Consider the following 17,875-nt stretch of genomic DNA (forward strand, 5'->3'; position numbering starts at 1 on the left):
AGTCGGGCTTGTGGTGAGCCCGTCCAAAAACAGAATTTTACTTCACAATCTGGGCCAGCGCGCCGGCCTTGTAACGCTCGGCCATCTTGTCCAGCGGCAGCGGCTTGATCTTGCCAGCCTGGCCTTCGCAGCCGAATGCCAGCAGGCGGGCCTTGACGATTTCCTCGGCGGCGGCACGGGCCGGCTTCAGGTAATCGCGCGGGTCGAATTTCGATGGATTTTCGAACAGGTATTTACGGATCGCAGCGGTCATCGCCAGGCGGATGTCGGTGTCGATGTTGATCTTGCGAACGCCGTGACGGATGCCTTCCTGGATTTCTTCGACTGGCACGCCATAGGTTTCTTTCATGTCACCGCCGAATTCGCGGATGATGGCCAGCAGATCCTGTGGCACCGACGACGAACCGTGCATCACCAGGTGGGTGTTCGGGATGCGCGCGTGGATTTCCTTGATGCGGTCGATCGCCAGGATGTCGCCGGTTGGCTTGCGGGTGAATTTATAAGCACCGTGCGAGGTGCCGATCGCGATTGCCAGCGCGTCGCACTGGGTGCGCTCGACGAAGTCGGCGGCCTGGGCCACGTCGGTCAGCAATTGTTCGCGGGTCATGGTGCCGTCGGCGCCGTGGCCGTCTTCCTTGTCACCCTTCATGGTTTCCAGCGAACCGAGCACGCCCAGTTCCGCTTCCACCGTCACGCCGATCGCGTGCGAGAATTTCACCACTTCGCGCGACACGTCGACGTTGTATTCATACGAAGCCACCGATTTGCCGTCCGCTTCCAGCGAACCGTCCATCATGACCGACGTGAAGCCCGAACGGATCGCGGCCATGCAGACTGCCGGCGACTGGCCGTGGTCCTGGTGCATGACGACCGGGATGTGCGGATACGCTTCCACAGCGGCGTCGATCAGGTGGCGCAGGAACGCTTCACCGGCGTATTTACGGGCGCCGGCCGACGCTTGCATGATCACCGGGCTGTTCAGCGCGTCGGCGGCAGCCATGATGGCTTGCACTTGTTCCAGGTTGTTGACGTTGAAAGCTGGAATGCCATAGCCGTTTTCTGCGGCGTGGTCCAGCAACTGGCGCATGGATACGAGGGACATGGTAAAACTCCAATAACAATGATAAAAAAGAAATCTTTACGCGGCGTCAGGCAAACTCGCCGACTTTGACGATCTTCAGGGCATTGGTGCCCCCCACCTGGCCCATGGGTTCACCCCATGTGACGACGATCATGTCGCCCTTGCGGACGATGCCATATTCCACCAGCAGCTCTTCCGCTTCCTTCAGCACGATCGCGCTGTCGGTGCCCTGCTGCAGCTGGTAGGCGCGCACGTTGCGGTACAGCGACGCCTTGCGCGCCGTGGTCACGCTCGGGGTCAGCGCGAAAATCGGGGTATCGATGCTGTGGCGGCTCATCCACAGCGCCGTGGAGCCGGATTCCGTCAGCGCCACGATGGCTTTCACGCGCAAATGGTGCGCCGTAAACAGCGCGCCGTACGCGATCGACTGATCGATGCGGGTAAATGTCACGTTGAGGAAGTCGGCGTCGAGCTTGTTGTATTCGGATTGCTCGGCCTCGACGCAAATGGCCGCCATCATTTCGACGGTTTCAATCGGGTATTTGCCGGCGGCGGTTTCCGCCGACGCCATCACGGCATCGGTGCCGTCCAGCACGGCATTGGCCACGTCCGACACTTCGGCGCGGGTCGGCACCGCGTTGACGATCATCGACTCCATCATCTGGGTCGCCGTGATCGCCAGTTTGTTGGCTTCGCGCGCCATTTTGATCATGCGCTTTTGCAGCGCCGGCACGGCGGCATTGCCCACTTCCACCGCGAGGTCGCCGCGCGCCACCATGATGCCGTCGGAGGCGCCCAGGATTTCAGCCAGCGCCGGAATCGCTTCGGCGCGTTCGATCTTGGCGATCATCATCGGCTTGTGGCGGTATGGCTCGCCGGCGATATTGGCCAATTGGCGCGCCATCGCCATGTCGGTGGCGTTTTTCGGGAACGAGATGGCCAGGTAATCAGCCTGGAAGCTCATCGCGGTCTTGATGTCTTCCATGTCCTTGGCGGTCAGCGCCGGCGCGGTCAGGCCGCCACCCTGGCGGTTGATGCCCTTGTTGTTCGACAGTTCACCGCCGATTTTCACGGTGGTGTGAATTTCACTGCCCACCACCCGCACCACGGTCAGCACGATCAGGCCGTCGTTCAACAGCAAGGTGTCGCCCGTATGCACGTCGGACGGCAGCGCCTTGTAATCGAGGCCGACTTTTTCCTGGGTGCCCAGTTCGCCGTTTTCACCCCATTTCGCATCGAGGATGAAAGGATCGCCATTGGCCAGTTCGATCTTGCCGTTTTCGAATTTGCCGATGCGGATTTTCGGTCCCTGCATGTCCGCCATGATCGCCACTTCGCGCCCGCATTCCGCCGCCGCGCGGCGCACCAGGGTCGCGCGGTCGATATGGTCTTGCGCTTTACCGTGCGAGAAATTCAGGCGGACGACATCGACGCCGGCCCGGATCATTTTGCACAAGACATCAAAGTCGGTGGAGGCTGGACCGATGGTGGCGACGATTTTAGTACCGCGGGACATAGGGTTCCTTCGCTGGGGTGGGCCGGGCGGCGTCCCTCCAGTGCATGCGGCGCCGCACCTTGCGGTGGGGCGCCAGGCATCCGCCGGCGGGACGGAATTACTGCTGCTTGCTGCTTCTTACTTGCTGTGACGCTGGGTCAGGATTTCCACGGCTGGCAGAATCTTGCCTTCCAGGAACTCCAGGAAAGCGCCGCCACCGGTAGAGATATAACCAATTTTATCGGCAATGTCATATTTTGCAATCGCTGCCAGCGTATCACCGCCCCCGGCGATCGAATATGCTTTGGAATCGGCGATCGCCAGCGCCAGGGTCTTGGTGCCCTCGCCGAACTGGTCGAATTCAAACACGCCGACCGGGCCATTCCACACCACGGTGCCGGCTGCGGCGATTTTCTCCGCCAGCAGTTTCGCCGTTTGCGGGCCGATATCGAGGATCATGTCGTCGTCGGCCACATCTGCCACGGCTTTCACGGTGGCCACGGCGGTCGGCGCGAATTCCTTGGCGCAGACGACATCCACGGGAATCGGCACTTCGGCGCCGCGCTTGGCCATGATTTCGATGATGGCCTTGGCTTCGTCCAGCAAATCGTTTTCCACCAGCGACTTGCCGATGTTCAGGCCGGACGCCTTCATGAAGGTGTTGGCAATGCCGCCGCCGACGATCAGGCCGTCGACTTTTTCCGACAGGGCTTTCAGGATCGACAGCTTGGACGATACTTTGGAGCCGGCCACGATGGCCAGCAATGGACGGGCCGGGGCGCCCAGCGCCTTGCCCAGCGCGTCGAGTTCGGCCGCCAGCAGCGGACCGGCCGCGGCGATCGGCGCGAACTTGGCGATACCGTGGGTCGAGGCTTCCGCGCGGTGCGCGGTGCCGAACGCGTCGTTGACGTACACGTCGCACAGCTGGGCCATTTTCTGGGCCAGTTCATCCGAATTTTTCTTTTCGCCCTTGTTGACGCGGACGTTTTCCAGCAAGACCACCTGGCCGTTTTGCAGGTTGTCCAGGCCAGCGCCATCGACCCAGTTCTGCTTCAGTTCCACCGGCTGGCCCAGCAGCTCGGACAGGCGCTGCGCGACGGGCGCCAGGCTGTCTTCGGCCTTGAATTCACCTTCGGTCGGACGGCCCAGGTGCGACGTCACCATGACTTTGGCGCCGGCATCCAGGGCGGCGCGGATGGCCGGCACGGAAGCGCGAACACGGGTGTCTTCGGTGATGTTGCCGGCGTCATCTTGCGGAACGTTGAGGTCGGCGCGGATGAAAACGCGTTTTCCTTGCAGTTGTGGGAGCAGGTCTTGCAGGCGGGTGAAATTCAGGACAGCTTGCATGGCTAGGCTAGGGGCAAAGTGTTGGAAAGCCGCTATTCTACCGCAATGCAGCACCGGATTCGTTTAAAAAACGTGCAACAGCCTGAGTGCCGTGAAGAAGGCCATGCCGAAAATTATGGTTTCCAGCATGTTGCGCCGTAGTAAATAAAATACAACAGAAACCAGCGCCGACACCAGTTTCGGGTTGCTGTAGTCGAAGTGCACCTGCCCTGCCGGGCCGAGCAATAAATCCGGCGCGACAATGGCCGCCAGCGCGCAGGCCGGGGCGTAACGCAGCACTTCATGCACGCGCTTTGGGATATTGATATGGTGGCCCACCACCCAGAACGACGCGCGGGTCGCGGCCGTGGCCACGGCCAGCGCCACGATGGTCAGCCAGATTTCCCAGTCAGCCACGGCGCATCCCCTTGAGTTTATCGGTCAATTCCTCGGCCGCCATGGCCGACACCATGCCCACCAGCACCGCCGCCAGCAAGCCCAGTTTATAAGGCAGCGCATGGCCCCAAACCGCCACACCGCCCGCCACCAATACCCCCACCAGCGCCGGCCGGTTGGCGATCAGCGGCACCAGGATGCACATGATGGCCAAGGTGCCGGCAAAGCCCAGGCCCCATTCGGCCGGCACGGCGCTGCCGGCAAAAATGCCGGCAATCGAACCGATTTGCCACGCTGCCCAGTTGGGATACATTAAGCCGGTTAAATACGACAGCTTGCCGCGCTGCGGCTGCTCCGATGGATAACGCTGCAGGAACAGGGCCGAGGTCATGTCGCCGGACGCATAGCCCAACAGGAAACGTTTGCGTAATGGCAAGTGCTGGAAATGCGGCGCCAGCAAGACGGAAAAGATCACAAAGCGCAGGTTGACGGCGATCGCCGTGCAAAACACCACCCAGACCGGCGCGCCGGCGGCGATCAGCGGCAACGCCGCCAATTGTGCGGAACCGGCGAACGCCAGGAAGGTCATGCCCAGCGCCTGCGCGATGGTCAGGCCACTCTTGACCATCGCCACGCCCACCACCAGGCCCCAGGCGCCGATGCCGAACAGGGTCGGCATGCCATCCTTCAAGCCATCGCGCCAGGCGGCTTCGTCGTGGGAATCAATGTCGGAGGGATGCGGCGGCGGCGCGCGGTGAGGTTCGGTCATGTCAAAAGATTGGCCATGCACGATTTGCAATTAGTTATCAACCAAGTTGCAATTATGGAATGTATCGCCGCAGGCTAGTGCTGGAATCAGCCGCTATTCTACCGATGATTTTTGCTGGCCGCCCGAATCCGTTAAAATCTGTGCTTTATCAGTTACCGCATCCGGAGATAGCCAAGATGAGCAATGCCACCACCCCAGCAGTCGAACTCGAAGGCAAGGATTTGCCGGCACACTGCCCGAACCCAGCGATGCCACTGTGGTCGTCGCACCCGCGCGTCTTCCTCGACTTCCACGACGGCCAGGCCAAGTGCCCGTACTGCGGCACCGCCTACCGCCTGAAGCCGGGCACGGTGGTTTCTCACCATTAATTTGTGAATGCCCGGAGCGCACCATGCCCACCAAAAGAAAGCAGTTGAACGGCAGCGCCGCTGAAGTCGAAGCTGCTTTTTACGATGCGCTGAACCGGGCCGATGTCGATGCCTTGATGGCGCTGTGGGCCGATGACGATGAAATCGCCTGCATCCATCCGGGCGGCCCGCGCCTCGTGGGCCACCGCGCGATCCGCGAATCCTGGTCGATCATCCTCGAGCATGGGGGTTTGCACATCATGCCGTCCGTGCTGCATGAAACCCATAACCTGATGTGCTCGATCCACTCCGTGGTGGAAGGCGTCACCGCCGCCAGCGGCGAAGCGGCGCACCTCATCGCCAGCAATGTCTATATCAAGACGCCGAAAGGCTGGCGCATTGTGCTGCACCACGTATCGGTCGCGCCCGGTCCCGTGCCGATTGAAAATCCGGCGCAAATACTGCATTGACCTGATGAAGTACACCGCCCCCTTCTGGCTGCCCAGCGGCCACCTGCAAACGATTTATCCGGCCACGTGCATCCGCAAACCGGACGTCCCGTTCCGGCGCGAGCGCTGGCCCACGCCGGACGGCGATTTCATTGATGTGGATTTCGTCGATGGCGATGCCGATAAACCGTTTGTCGTGCTGTTCCATGGCCTGGAAGGTTCGTCCAACAGCCACTATGCGCGCGCCATGATGGCGGAATTGAAAGCGCGGCGCTGGTCCGGCGCGGTGCCGCATTTCCGCGGCTGCTCGGGCGAGCCCAACCTTGCGCCCCGCTTTTACCATTCCGGCGACGCCGGCGAAGTCGACTGGATCGTGCGCCGTTTGCATACGCAGGCGCGGGCCGTCCCATGCAGCCGCTTTTATGCCACCGGCGTGTCGCTGGGCGGCAATGCCCTGTTGCGCTGGCTGGGCGAATCGCAATCCCAGGCCGGCTTTGTCGATGCGGCCGCGGCCGTGTCCGCCCCGCTCGACCTGGCGCGCGGCGGCGATGCCCTGTCGCGTGGTTTCAACCGCGTCTACACCCGCATGTTTTTGAAGACGCTGAAACCCAAATGCATCGCCAAGCTGAAGCAATTCCCCGGCTTGTATGACCTGGCGGCGCTGCAGGCGGCCAACGATTTATATGCCTTCGATAACGTGGTGACGGCGCCGCTGCACGGTTACCGCGATACCGATGATTACTGGCACCGCGCCAGCGCCAGACATGTGCTGACGGACATCACCGTGCCGACCCTGGTGCTGAATGCGCTGAACGATCCCTTCCTGCCCGGCATTCACTTGCCGCGCGAGGCGGCGCCGTGTGTCACATTGGACTATCCTGAACAGGGTGGCCACGTGGGATTTGCAGCCGGCGGCGTGCCGGGCAGCCTGGCTTGGCTGCCGCAGCGCTTGCTGCAATTCCTTGAAAACCCCGCCACCAGCACCGCTGGCGCGGCCGTGCAATCCTGCGAGGCGTAACCATGGACGAGATCGTCAAACAGGCGCTGGCGAAATGGCCGAACGTGCCGCACTGCTATGGCTGGCTGGGCCTCGATGCGAGGGGCAACTGGCGCATGCGCGACGAGCGCGCCCAGCATTTCAATTTGCCGGGCGACAAACTGACCCATCCCGCGCTGGTGGGGTTTATTGTCCGCAATTACGACCGCGACGAACGGGGCTGCTGGTATTTCCAGAATGGGCCGCAGCGCGTGTATGTGAACCTGGAAGCCGCACCATTTGTATGCCGCACCGACCCGGTCCACGGCTATGTGCTACATACGGGCGCGCCGCTGGGGGCAATCGATGCCGCGTGGCTGACGGATGAGGGCCACCTGGTATTGCGCAGCGGCGCGATCGTGGCGCAACTCGATGACCGCGACATGGCGCAGGCCATGGCGCAATTTGTCCCGCCAGGCGACGAGGCGCTGAGCGCATGGATGGACGGTGGAGACATCGCGCTGAAACTGGGTCCGGTGCCAGTGCAGCGGTTGGACACGGCGGACATGGCGGCAACATTCCAATTCCAACGGACGCCGGCCCCGTAAAGTCACGGCTCCTTGTACTTGTCCCCCATCGCCTCCTTGCGGCGCTGCTTGAATTCCCGCTCGCGCGCATCGATCTGCGACTGGTCATAAAACGACGCGTCGGCCGACTTGCGCGCCAGCCCCAGCTGGTCGATCGCCGCCAGCATGCCGCCTTGCAGCATGTACGATTCCGCCAGCGCCATATGCTGCAAAGCAATCTTGCCCTGCTTGGCATACGCTTCCGCCAATAAATCAAATCCTTCCGGCTCTTCGCGGTATTGTTGCACCTGGTCGCGCAGGAAGCGCGCCGCTTCCTCCAGCTTGCCGGACACGATCATTGCTTTCGCATACTGGTGCACGATGCCGCGCGACAGCGGGTATTTCAAATGCGCGCTTTCCGCCTCGGCCAGCGCAGCGGCGATCACGGGCGCATTGCTTTCCTGCGCCAGCTTGATGTCCAGCGCCAGGTTGATAAAGACTGTCGGCGCCGCATCTTGCCGCGCCACGCCGAACGCCCCCGGCGGTGGCGGCGCACCGACGGTCGCACGCGCCTTGTCGAGCCAACCCTGTGCGGCGGCAAAGTCGCCTTTCTTTAACATGGCAAACGCCAGGCCATACTGGCCCGCGGTTTTTTGCTGGCGGTTATCCTGCAACAGCAAATCCTGGAAGGTGCGAATCGATTCCGCCAGGCCCTGCGTACTTTCATCCTGCAGCACGCGGGCGCGGGCGCGGATCAAATGGAACGACAGGCTGTCGGCGCGCTGGCGGTAGGGCTGCTCACGGATACGGGCCTGGATATCGGCAATCCGCTCGGTGGTCAACGGGTGCGTCAACAGGTAAGCGGGAACGTTATCGCTGTAATTGCGGCTGGCCGTTTGCATGCGCTGGAAAAATCCCACCATGCCGCTGGTGTCATAACCCGCCTCGCCCATGATCTGGAACCCCACGCGGTCAGCTTCCCGCTCCGCATCGCGCCCGAAATTCAACTGGCGCTGGATGGCCAGGCCCTGCCCGCCCATCATCACGCCCATCGCCACGTCCGGACTCGATTTCATGGCCAGTGCGGCCAGGATCATCGCGGCCAGCGGAATCAGCGCATCGGTCTTTTGCTGGCCCAACTGGCGCGCAATATGGCGCTGCGCCACGTGGCCGATTTCATGTCCCAGCACGGACGCCAGTTCCGATTCGTTTTGCGCCGCCAGCAGCAGCGCGGAATGCACGCCGATAAAACCGCCGGGCAACGCGAACGCATTGAGCTGGTTGTCGCGCACGGCAAAGAAGCCATAGTCAAAGCTGGCCTCGCCCCGGGCGCCCGGATGGGCCGCCACCAGCTTGTTGCCCAACTCGTTCAAGTATTCGAGGATCGGGGCGTCGTCGAGATAATCCTTGTTGCTGCGGATCTCGTACATGATTTGCTCGCCCAGCTTGCGCTCCATCAGGGGCGACAATTCCTGCCGTTCCGTATCCCCCAGGCTGGGCAAATTGATCGGCTTGGACGGCGTCATTTGCGCGCCGCCTTGCGGCGCTGCGAACAGTAAGGAAATCGCGAGGGGGATTATCAGGCGCGATGAAAAACGTTGGAGAGTCACGATGCTATGATACCTATCAACACCAGCTAAGAATCCAACTATACATGAACAACACCAGCAATGACGAGAACGCAGGCCTGACCCACTTTGACGCCGCAGGACAGGCGCATATGGTCGATGTCGGCGGCAAGCAGGAAACCCACCGCATCGCGGTGGCCAGCGGCAAGATCAAAATGAAGCCGGAAACCCTGGCCATCATCGTATCGGGCTCGGCCAAGAAAGGCGACGTGCTGGGCATTGCCCGCATTGCCGCCATCATGGCGTCCAAGCGCACCAGCGATTTGATCCCCTTGTGCCATCCACTGGCGCTGACCAAAGTCGCGGTGGAATTCGACGTCGATGAACCCGCCGCCACCGTTCACTGCCGCGCGCAAGTGGAAACCTACGGCAAGACCGGGGTGGAAATGGAAGCGCTGACGGCCGTGCAGGTGGGGTTATTGACGATCTACGACATGTGCAAGGCGGTCGACCGGGGCATGGTGATGTCCGACATCCGGGTCATGGAAAAGCATGGCGGCAAGTCGGGTGACTGGAGTGTGACCAGTTAAGTTATTGATTTGACTTGTTCAACTCACTTCCGTTCCTGCCATTGCTGCTGTAAGCACCCGGCGCCAACATAGACAGTAGATCGTTAGTTCCGCTGATTTTCTGATTCTTGTCCCACGTTTGTCCCAATAGGAAAACGTAATGGCATCGATCAGACAACGTGCAGGCTCGTGGCAGGCACGCGTACGCCGCAAAGGCTACCCCGACGAAGTAAAGTCTTTCGCCACAAAGACCGAAGCACAGACATGGGCAAGGAGCCTTGAATCCGCAATGGATAAAGGCGCCCATGAATCGGCACGTTCAGCAAAGGACATTCTCTTATCCGACCTGCTCAAGCGCTACCGGGATGAAGTTAGTCCCACCAAACGCAGCATGGAGCGGTAGCACTACACCATTCACTTCCTGCTAAGGCACAAGATTGCTGCCTATAGCATGGACAAAATCACGCCGTCCGTGGTTGCCAGCTTCCGCGATGAGCACCTGAAGTCCATATCCGCAGGCACGATCATTCGTGACCTCAGCATTCTGTCCAGCGTCATTTCTCACGCACGCCGGGAATGGGGTCTACCCACACCAAACCCCTGCGCACTGGTTCGCAAACCAACTACACCTCAAGGCCGTAGCAGGCTCCTTGCTGCCGACGAGGAAGCTGCCCTGCTGCATGAATTGAGGCCGATACGGAGGCGCAGCCCATGGATGGTGCCATTAGTGTCGCTGGCGCTGGAAACAGCTATGCGGCGAGGTGAATTGCTCGCGCTACAGTGGGAACACGTCAACTTGAGCGCGCAGACTGCGTATCTGCCTATAACGAAGAACGGTACGTCTCGCGTTGTTCCGCTATCGAAGAAAGCCGTATCGATTCTTGATGCCCTTCCTCGGCATGACAGCGGCATGGTTTTTCCGCTTTCGTACATGGTGGTGAACAACTGCTTTGTCGCTGCTTGTGAGCGTGCAGGCATCGTGGACTTGCACTTTCATGACCTCCGGCACACCGCGACCAGCAAACTTGCTGAGAAGCTGCCGAATGTAATTGAACTGGCGTCGGTAACTGGACACCAGACTATCCAAATGCTGAAGCGCTATTACCATCCGAAAGCTGAAGCCTCAGCTCAGAAGTTAGGGTAACCAGGCAAGCCCTTCGCATTCAAGTAAATTTCCATTGGGGAATTTTACGAAAAGAAAAAACATAGAAAAGCACTCAACACGAAAGTTTTTTTGATAAAATTCCCGTAACCCGCAACATATCCATGAGGAAGTGTATGTCATCCGTATCTGCCGCTGGTATCAAAGACTTAGAAAAACTCATCATGCAGCACATCCCGCGTGACGCACTCATGGCTTTTGAGGATGCTTGTTACAACGGAGACGAAAAAGGGCGTATGCAAGCGACAACGTTTGCAAAAGGTCATCGCCCATCCGCAGTAGGCCAGAACCGACATTTCTTCACGAATGAAGCATTTTACGAGGCGCTGTTGGTTCATGGTGCAAATCCGACTGCACTGCGCGGCACGCAAGTTGTGATTGGGCAACTTGGCATCTTCAAAATTGCCCGAGTAAACGTTCCAGGCCATAAATGGTCGAGTGGATTCAAGCGCAGTGCGACTCGGCAACAGTTGTCTCAAATCAATATTGATATTGCCCGAATGTATGTACAGCCAGACATTTTCGATGAAGCATCATCTCCGGTTGGCGGAACGATTTTCATCATTGGCGTACTAGATGGGCAGGATGAAAATGGCATGTCAAAGTTGACGCAAGTAATGCTGGCGCTACCTGCTCCTGATATGCAATCATTCCTATATGTGAGTCCAATTCCGGACTTTTTGAATTTGTACGATCAACTCGACATTACTGTCCAGGCTGACGACGCCAAGCCTAAACTCAAGCCGAAGAAACAAACTGGCAATGACCAAAGGAATTAAAGACCTTCAACCAGAGCGCCTCGAACAAGCACTTGCTGCACGAGGCCTCACTAAAGGCCAACTAGCAAGCCTAGTCGGCGTGGCTGCCTCAACCATTACAAAATGGTGTAAAGGTGGCCAAGCTCCAGAAGCAGCTACTTTTGATCGACTTGCTTTTGAACTGAATGTTCAACCTGAGTGGCTAACACGCCCTATTTTGCAGCCTATTTCTAAACCACTCTTTCGAAGCAATGCCTCAGCACTTAAAACTGCTCGTAGTAAACTAGAAGCGCGTACAGGATGGGGGCAGGAAATTGCTCTCCTTCTTAGCGACTATGTTGATTATCCGGAACTAAGAATTCCAGAAAGAAATTTCAAAGACCCAGAGCAAATTAGCAGTAGCGACATCGAAGCTGCTGCTGAAGAATGCCGGAGTTTATGGCAACTTGGTCGTGGTCCTATCCAAAATCTTGCACTTGCCGCAGAAAGTGCCGGGATTCTCATTATCCGAGAGGAAACAGAAATTTCAGCTATTGAGGGGTTATCAAGCTGGAGCGCCATCTTGGGCCGCCCCATAGTGCTCCTTTCATCCGATAAAGCAAATGGGTTCCGTAGTCGTTTTGACTTGGCTCATGAAATAGGCCATCTCATTCTGCACAAGCATATACCTAGGTCCGACGAACTGGACCGATATAACCAAATGGAGAAACAAGCCCATCGGTTTGCTGGAGCACTTCTGCTCCCGGCTGAGACTTTTGCTCGTGAAGTTCGTGTACCAGCAAATCTTGACAATCTTCTGATCCTAAAACAGCGCTGGGGAGCCTCTGTTGCTGCAATGATGATGCGCCTTCATGCGCTTGGCCTCCTACGCGACGAAGAAAAGCTAGCGCTGTTCAAGCGTCGATCAGCTCGCTGGGGCTCTAAGTCAGAGCCTGGTGATGAGAAATGGGTACCCGAAACACCTCGCTTACTTCGTCGAACTATTGAACTACTGATTAGCGAAGGCATATTGCCAACGGAAGGTATTCCACGTCATCTCGGCTTCTCTCCCCGTGATGTGGAGAAGATCTGCGGCCTCCGCGATCATTATTTCGATGCCCCACCTGAAGTGGTTGAGCTTGCAACTCTTCGACCTCGGAATGCTGGAGCGACTAGCAGTAAGGTCGAGAGAAAGCCTGGGGCAGTTCTATCCTTCCTCAACTTTAAAAAAAGACAAGTTAGTAATTTTTGACTTGTCAGCTATCTCTTGGATAAACAAACGGCTATCTAGAATGGCCGTTTTTTTTGGCCACTTCCGTCGCAATAACAACCCCTTAGAACTTTTGCATCTTCTTCACCGCCACACCAGATGAAGCAACGCTGAAACTGATCCGTAAGTACGAGTTGGTGACACACGACACCGACAGCTTTCACGCCTTCGCTCCTGAAGCACAGCGGTTAAGTAAAGCCGGTGTTCGACTTGACTACGTGGCTGCGGAACAGCACAGCTTCAAGGCGACTAGACGTGCCAGAGCGGAAACAGCTCGACGCCAGAAAGTCGTCCTCTTGATCAAGTTCGTCAATGCGACCGAATGGAATACTCACTTACGTTACTTGCTGGAACTTTGACGGGCAATCAACTGGAAAGCCGCATCTGGATGAGAATACAACTTCTTTCGAGTGGTTATCCCAAATACTAGGTACTTAGTCAAGCCGAAGATTTTCTAGGTAATCATTCAGGCCAATGAACTTTGAGGCCGCCTCCTTCAACTCTCTCGCTGCGTGATCCCAGAAAACAACTTCAACTATGTAACCATCCTTTTTTAATTCATTTATCACCGGAACATAGTCCGCATCACCTGCAACCAATGTGAACAGATCCTCTTTCGGTTTTCCGGTCTTGTACGCGTCCTTTGTCAACAAGGTCGCTATTCCGGTATCGATTTTCTTTTCCTTATTCTTTACATTCCGATCTTCCAAGTGAAGTTCAAAACCAGCCTTCTCTGCAATCTTCCAGATTCCATCATTGGGTGGGGGACGCGATCCATATAGTGCAGCTCTTTTTATTGATTTATTATCGCTTCCACAAAGAAATTGGTAAAGCTTTCCAAAGCTGATGGTGTAAGCATGATCGAATATTCCATCGCGCATTGCTTCATTAATATCCGATGCCAATCTCTGCGATACAGCACTTGCTCTTCGCCCTTCAATGTAAAGATTCGAATTGTCTACGTAAATGAAATCCGCCATCACCATCTCCTTGAAAAGTTGTTTTCACATAATAGCAGGTGATGCAAGACGTGATGCCGCTTCGCAAGATTCGAAGCATCAGCGCAACAACTTCTGCATAAATGCTGACTATTGGTAATCTTATGGCATAATTTCCTATTCCACCTTCTTCCAGAGTGAGGCCATGTCGGCACCGTTATCTGATGCAATTCTCTTCGCTGTAGCTCGCCTTGTAGACGATGCGCAAAGTGAAACGAGAGAGCCAAGTCATTCCGACCTTGAATTTCTTTTCAAGCAAGCGAATTTACTGCAAGTTGATCCCCGTACGCAGGGGCAACTAGTTGGTAAGGCAAAGCGGGTCCGTGGAGTGTTGACTTGGGCGTTAGAGAACGACATTTCGGCAGGTGAAGCACTCGTTGCGAAGCTGATAGCCAAGCTTCGATCTTGTGGCGGGTTTCGGAGCAGTTCACCAAACTACGTAGGTGCCAATCCGATTCAAGATGCAATTGCTACTTTTAAGAATGAAGGTTATGTCCTGAGTTTGGATGGAGAACTTAGCTCTACTGTTCTTGATAATCTCTCAGGTGTAGCTCTGACCAATGCTTTGAAAGCGTATGTCCAAAGAGCAAAACGAGGTGCTGACGATGCTGCTTTACTGACTGGTACTAGTAAAGACCTTTTGGAAGCGGCGGCAAAACACATTCTTGTTGAGCGGAATGGTCAATCACCAGAGAGCGCAAATTTCGAAACTTTGCTTGGTATGGCTTTCGTTGCCTTGGGCCTAGCTACGCCACACCATCCACCTCAACCGGGTGAGCATCCAAAATGCAAAGCTGAACGTGGTATGTTTACCCTGGCATTGGGAATTAATACGATGAGAAACAAACTGGGGACTGGGCATGGAAGACCATGGTTGCCAGACATCACCGATATAGAAGGACGATTAGCAATACATTTCATCGGCGGGATAGTTGAATGGCTATTGCATGCACACGAAGGACGTCCTAAATAGGAAATCTATGCACCACCGCTTTCGCGATTCTTGGAAGAGGTTGCACTCAATTCTCTCATTAAGACCAATTAGTTTCTGAAGGGTTTCATGAATTAGATTTTCTAGCAGACTTTGTGAAGTGTGTTTTTGGAGAAGGCATCCGAGCGAATCCTTTGATGCTATGTGGATTTGGAAAGCTGGCGATGCTGGCCCGTACAGCGCAGACCTGCGTTGACGAGTACGGGACCTGTCAGGAATTTTGTGTGCGGGGCCAAAGTTTAATTAGCTGATCGCGTTGGTGAAACGCTCACCATACATGATGGCGAACTGGTTAACTGCCTGCTTCCAAGTTCGTGCAGGCATCTTCCAATCTTTTTCAATATTGCGCAATGCCAGGAAGAGCAGTTTGGTGGCCGCATCGTCGCTGGGGAAGTGGCCCCGGTTCTTGACGATTTTACGCAGTTGCATGTGCAGACTTTCGATGGCGTTGGTCGTGTAAATGACGGTGCGCACTTCCGGCGGGTAGGCAAAGAACGGGATCACCTGCTCCCACTGGCGCTTCCACATGGCCGCCACGGTCGGGAATTTGGTGCCCCATGGGCCAGCCGCAAAGTCGTCCAGGGCTGCGGCAGCCACGTCGGCGTTGACAGCCTGGTAGATGGGTTTGAGCGAGGCAGCCAGCTCCTTGCGATCCTTCCACGAAGTCAGTACCAAGGAGTTACGGATCAGATGGACGATGCACGTTTGAATCTGCGCCTGCGGATAGCCCCCCTCGATGGCTTCGGGGAAGCCTCGGGCATACATGCTGATGACGTGGTCGTCAAAGCCTTCCATGCGCCGCTGGTGCTTGGCGACCAGTTTCGGCTCGAAACTGGAAAGACGGTCGCGAGGGACATCCAACTGGATTTTCCCGCCCGGCGTCAGCACCGAGTACGTTGATTCTCTGGTGGCCTAGCGCTAGCCGCACGTTAGCGAGGCCCACACGTGAGCTTCACTTCCACGACATACTACGGCGTTCGGCGTGATCCACGGCTTGTAGGGTTTGAGGAAGATATCAAATTCGACCGCATGGAGTTCGGCGGTGACACCATCGATGCCACCGCCACCACCAGTAAGCTACCGTTCTAGTTCATCACATCGGCCACTGGTGCGGAATGAACGGAGCAACCAGTATCACGATGCCGATTACGTTCTTGGCGATACGCAGCCAAGTTTCCGCTTCCTTCAACTTCTCCAGCATCGATTTCTTCGGTTCCTGCGAGACATTCGGTTTCTTCGATTTGCACATAGCGCGTTCTCCTTGACGGTGAATTGAGACAACTACGTTTGAAAATAGCCATCGGTTTTTATTCCCGATGCGCTGTGTGTTTACTGTTTTGGTTTTCGCCTTATGGCTGTTGGGCTAGTTTGACGTCACGACTCCGACAAAACACAGAAAAGTGCGCAGATTAGGTACGCAAACCTAATTTCCGACTGCTTTTTCTCCGCAGCAACGATGTACCTACTTTGCAACAATCTCCTCGCCGAATTTACGTTCAGATTCCCGTACGTTGCCGCTGCACGCAAGCGTTCAGTGAAAGCCTTGAGCGTGATTGAGGTTCGTAGTTTCCTCGCCAGCGAGGCTACGAAAATACTAGATGCATACACTGAATGACCATACAATCACTGCATATTCACTTCAAAACGCAGCTCAATGACCATCAAGCCCGCCATCGTCTACCTGCGTGTGTCCGATCAAGAGCAGGGAAAATCCGGCCTTGGCCTTGAAGCTCAACACGAAGCCGTAAAACGTTTCGCTGCTGCGGAAGGGTTCGAACTGGTGGACGTGGTACGGGAGATAGCCAGTGGCAAGTTGGGCGTGGAAGACCGCGAAGGCTTGCGTGCAGCACTGGCCAAGGCCCGCAAGTTGCGCTGCCCGGTGATCGTCTCCAAGCTCGACCGTCTCAGCCGGGACGTAGCGTTCATCAGCGGCTTGATGTCCAAGGGTGTGCCGTTCATCGTGTCGGAACTCGGTGCCGATACCGACGCCTTCACCCTGCACCTGTACGCAGCACTGGCAGTGAAGGAACGCCGGTTGATATCGGAGCGTACCAAGGCGGCACTGGACAGGATCAAGGCCGAAGGGCGTACGCTGGGCAACCTCTCCAGCTTGGAAGCCCATCGGGCCAAGGGCTACGACACGAACAAGGCCCGTGGTGCAGCATGGCGTGCCAAAGCCATTGCCCGTATTGACCCGCTGCGCGCCGAAGGCAAAACCATGAAGGCCATAGCCGACCTGTTGAACGAAGAAGGCTTCGCTACCTTCAACGGTGGCCAGTGGCACCAGACGACAGTTACCCGGCTGTACCAGAATAGCGGCAAGGCATCACACGCGTAACTTGGCTGGCGTTCTCTCGCCGTTATTCGGCACTGAAATTCAATGCCGATTTGGTACGCCAAATTCAGCGGAGAGCTAGGCTAGATGTGGCTTCCAGGCCATAGAGCATCATCATCTTGGTCTGATTTGGAAGGCGTTTAGACCTGTGGTTGGTGCTTGCCGTGGTTGATATCTTGCGAGGTCACAGCACCCTTTCTAAGGCCCTACAAACTGGTTTAAATGGACATTGGGGCTTGCTCATATTTTGCCAACCTGAGCATTGAACGCTGTGGACTGCAACATATTCAGCCACATGCTGGTCACGGCTGGTATTTTGAAACACAGGTCACCTGCCATAAAGGAAAAATGCCGGGGCATGGAGAACATTAAGAATTGAGAACACTTGACCCAAACTCGCAATACTGATGAGCGAAGATCGCGAAACAGAAATCTGTCGGCATGGGACAACTAGCCCGTGCCGTCATCCAGCTGTAAACTGACACTAGGATCGGGTAAATCCTGTCCCATTTTTGTGTAACTAAGTGGTGACAAGAACCAGAAATTTGCGAACCCAACGCCACCGTCCACTGCCGCGCGCAAGTGGAAACCTACGGCAAAACCGGGGTCGAGATGGAAGCGCTGACGTCCGTTCAGGTGGGACTGCTGACCATCTACGACATGTGCAAGGCGGTCGACCGGGGCATGGTGATGTCCGACATCCGGGTCATGGAAAAGCATGGCGGCAAGTCGGGTGACTGGAGCGCCACCAGTTAATACCGTGCCGCGGTCCGCGCACGATCATGCCAAATTTACAACCATCGGTATATAATTGCCGCCCGAACATGGTTACAGCAAAGG

19 protein-coding genes and 2 pseudogenes are annotated in these 17,875 nt (G+C 56.6%); 12 read left to right on the forward strand and 9 right to left on the reverse strand.

The window, feature by feature from the left end; all coding sequences use genetic code 11:
- Positions 1-37: 37 nt before the first annotated feature.
- From fba to AC1RRC_RS14745, 5 genes are all read right to left on the reverse strand, one after another.
- Positions 38-1,102 (reverse strand): class II fructose-bisphosphate aldolase, encoded by a 1,065-nt coding sequence (gene fba, locus AC1RRC_RS14725; protein WP_493056234.1) that lies wholly within the window; start codon positions 1,100-1,102, stop codon positions 38-40.
- Positions 1,103-1,148: 46 nt separating this feature from the next.
- Entirely contained in the window at positions 1,149-2,597 is a 1,449-nt protein-coding gene (gene pyk / locus AC1RRC_RS14730) for a pyruvate kinase (protein ID WP_493056235.1), read from the reverse strand.
- Positions 2,598-2,714: 117 nt separating this feature from the next.
- Positions 2,715-3,923 carry a phosphoglycerate kinase gene (locus AC1RRC_RS14735; RefSeq protein WP_493056236.1) on the reverse strand — a complete coding sequence of 403 codons (1,209 nt, stop codon included), beginning with the start codon at positions 3,921-3,923 and terminating at the stop codon, positions 2,715-2,717.
- A gap of 63 nt (positions 3,924-3,986) precedes the next feature.
- Positions 3,987-4,319 (reverse strand): AzlD domain-containing protein, encoded by a 333-nt coding sequence (locus AC1RRC_RS14740; protein WP_493056237.1) that lies wholly within the window; start codon positions 4,317-4,319, stop codon positions 3,987-3,989.
- Entirely contained in the window at positions 4,312-5,067 is a 756-nt protein-coding gene (locus AC1RRC_RS14745) for an AzlC family ABC transporter permease (RefSeq protein WP_493056238.1), read from the reverse strand. Before AC1RRC_RS14745 ends, AC1RRC_RS14740 begins: the two co-directional genes overlap by 8 nt.
- A gap of 176 nt (positions 5,068-5,243) precedes the next feature.
- On the opposite strand from AC1RRC_RS14745, the gene AC1RRC_RS14750 reads away from it, so the two are divergent.
- Genes AC1RRC_RS14750 through AC1RRC_RS14765 form a run of 4 tightly spaced genes read left to right on the forward strand, consistent with a single transcriptional unit; the run spans position 5,244 to position 7,447 of the window.
- Positions 5,244-5,435, forward strand: a complete 192-nt coding sequence (locus tag AC1RRC_RS14750) for a zinc-finger domain-containing protein (RefSeq protein ID WP_493056239.1) — start codon at positions 5,244-5,246, stop codon at positions 5,433-5,435.
- Between the two features lie 23 nt (positions 5,436-5,458).
- Positions 5,459-5,884, forward strand: a complete 426-nt coding sequence (locus AC1RRC_RS14755; protein WP_493056240.1) for a YybH family protein — start codon at positions 5,459-5,461, stop codon at positions 5,882-5,884.
- 4 nt (positions 5,885-5,888) lie between these two features.
- Positions 5,889-6,881, forward strand: coding sequence for a YheT family hydrolase (locus tag AC1RRC_RS14760; protein WP_493056241.1), 993 nt, complete (start codon positions 5,889-5,891; stop codon positions 6,879-6,881).
- A gap of 2 nt (positions 6,882-6,883) precedes the next feature.
- On the forward strand, positions 6,884-7,447 hold the full coding sequence (locus AC1RRC_RS14765) for a DUF2946 family protein (protein WP_493056242.1): 564 nt from the start codon (positions 6,884-6,886) through the stop codon (positions 7,445-7,447).
- Between the two features lie 2 nt (positions 7,448-7,449).
- Here the strand turns inward: AC1RRC_RS14765 and AC1RRC_RS14770 are convergent, their stop codons facing one another.
- A complete protein-coding gene (locus tag AC1RRC_RS14770; protein WP_493056243.1) occupies positions 7,450-8,931 on the reverse strand; it encodes a M48 family metallopeptidase in 1,482 nt (493 codons plus the stop codon).
- A gap of 128 nt (positions 8,932-9,059) precedes the next feature.
- Between AC1RRC_RS14770 and moaC the strand changes: the two genes are divergently transcribed.
- From moaC to AC1RRC_RS14795, 5 genes are all read left to right on the forward strand, one after another.
- A complete protein-coding gene (gene moaC, locus AC1RRC_RS14775) occupies positions 9,060-9,563 on the forward strand; it encodes a cyclic pyranopterin monophosphate synthase MoaC (protein WP_493056244.1) in 504 nt (167 codons plus the stop codon).
- 139 nt (positions 9,564-9,702) lie between these two features.
- On the forward strand, positions 9,703-9,945 hold the full coding sequence (locus tag AC1RRC_RS14780) for a hypothetical protein (RefSeq protein WP_493056245.1): 243 nt from the start codon (positions 9,703-9,705) through the stop codon (positions 9,943-9,945).
- A 48-nt stretch (positions 9,946-9,993) separates the two neighbouring features.
- Entirely contained in the window at positions 9,994-10,686 is a 693-nt protein-coding gene (locus tag AC1RRC_RS14785) for a site-specific integrase (protein ID WP_493056246.1), read from the forward strand.
- Positions 10,687-10,820: 134 nt separating this feature from the next.
- Entirely contained in the window at positions 10,821-11,483 is a 663-nt protein-coding gene (locus AC1RRC_RS14790) for a hypothetical protein (RefSeq protein WP_493056247.1), read from the forward strand.
- On the forward strand, positions 11,467-12,693 hold the full coding sequence (locus AC1RRC_RS14795) for an XRE family transcriptional regulator (protein ID WP_493056248.1): 1,227 nt from the start codon (positions 11,467-11,469) through the stop codon (positions 12,691-12,693). Before AC1RRC_RS14790 ends, AC1RRC_RS14795 begins: the two co-directional genes overlap by 17 nt.
- 452 nt (positions 12,694-13,145) lie before the next feature.
- Here the strand turns inward: AC1RRC_RS14795 and AC1RRC_RS14800 are convergent, their stop codons facing one another.
- On the reverse strand, positions 13,146-13,691 hold the full coding sequence (locus AC1RRC_RS14800; protein WP_493056249.1) for an NYN domain-containing protein: 546 nt from the start codon (positions 13,689-13,691) through the stop codon (positions 13,146-13,148).
- A gap of 163 nt (positions 13,692-13,854) precedes the next feature.
- Here AC1RRC_RS14800 and AC1RRC_RS14805 point away from each other — a divergent pair, with 163 nt between their 5' ends.
- Positions 13,855-14,682 (forward strand): abortive infection family protein, encoded by an 828-nt coding sequence (locus tag AC1RRC_RS14805; protein WP_493056250.1) that lies wholly within the window; start codon positions 13,855-13,857, stop codon positions 14,680-14,682.
- A gap of 261 nt (positions 14,683-14,943) precedes the next feature.
- On the opposite strand, the pseudogene AC1RRC_RS14810 reads toward AC1RRC_RS14805, so the two are convergent.
- A pseudogene (locus AC1RRC_RS14810) lies at positions 14,944-15,591 on the reverse strand (transposase); the annotation flags it as partial.
- 202 nt (positions 15,592-15,793) lie between these two features.
- Positions 15,794-15,949: a hypothetical protein gene (locus AC1RRC_RS14815; RefSeq protein WP_493056251.1), complete on the reverse strand. Its 156-nt coding sequence runs from the start codon at positions 15,947-15,949 to the stop codon at positions 15,794-15,796.
- Positions 15,950-16,354: 405 nt separating this feature from the next.
- Between AC1RRC_RS14815 and AC1RRC_RS14820 the strand changes: the two genes are divergently transcribed.
- Positions 16,355-17,038, forward strand: coding sequence for a recombinase family protein (locus AC1RRC_RS14820; RefSeq protein WP_493056252.1), 684 nt, complete (start codon positions 16,355-16,357; stop codon positions 17,036-17,038).
- Between the two features lie 555 nt (positions 17,039-17,593).
- Positions 17,594-17,791: pseudogene (locus AC1RRC_RS14825) on the forward strand (cyclic pyranopterin monophosphate synthase MoaC); the annotation flags it as partial.
- Positions 17,792-17,875 lie beyond the last annotated feature (84 nt).

The organism is Pseudoduganella sp. GW821-FHT12E03, from assembly GCF_058807115.1.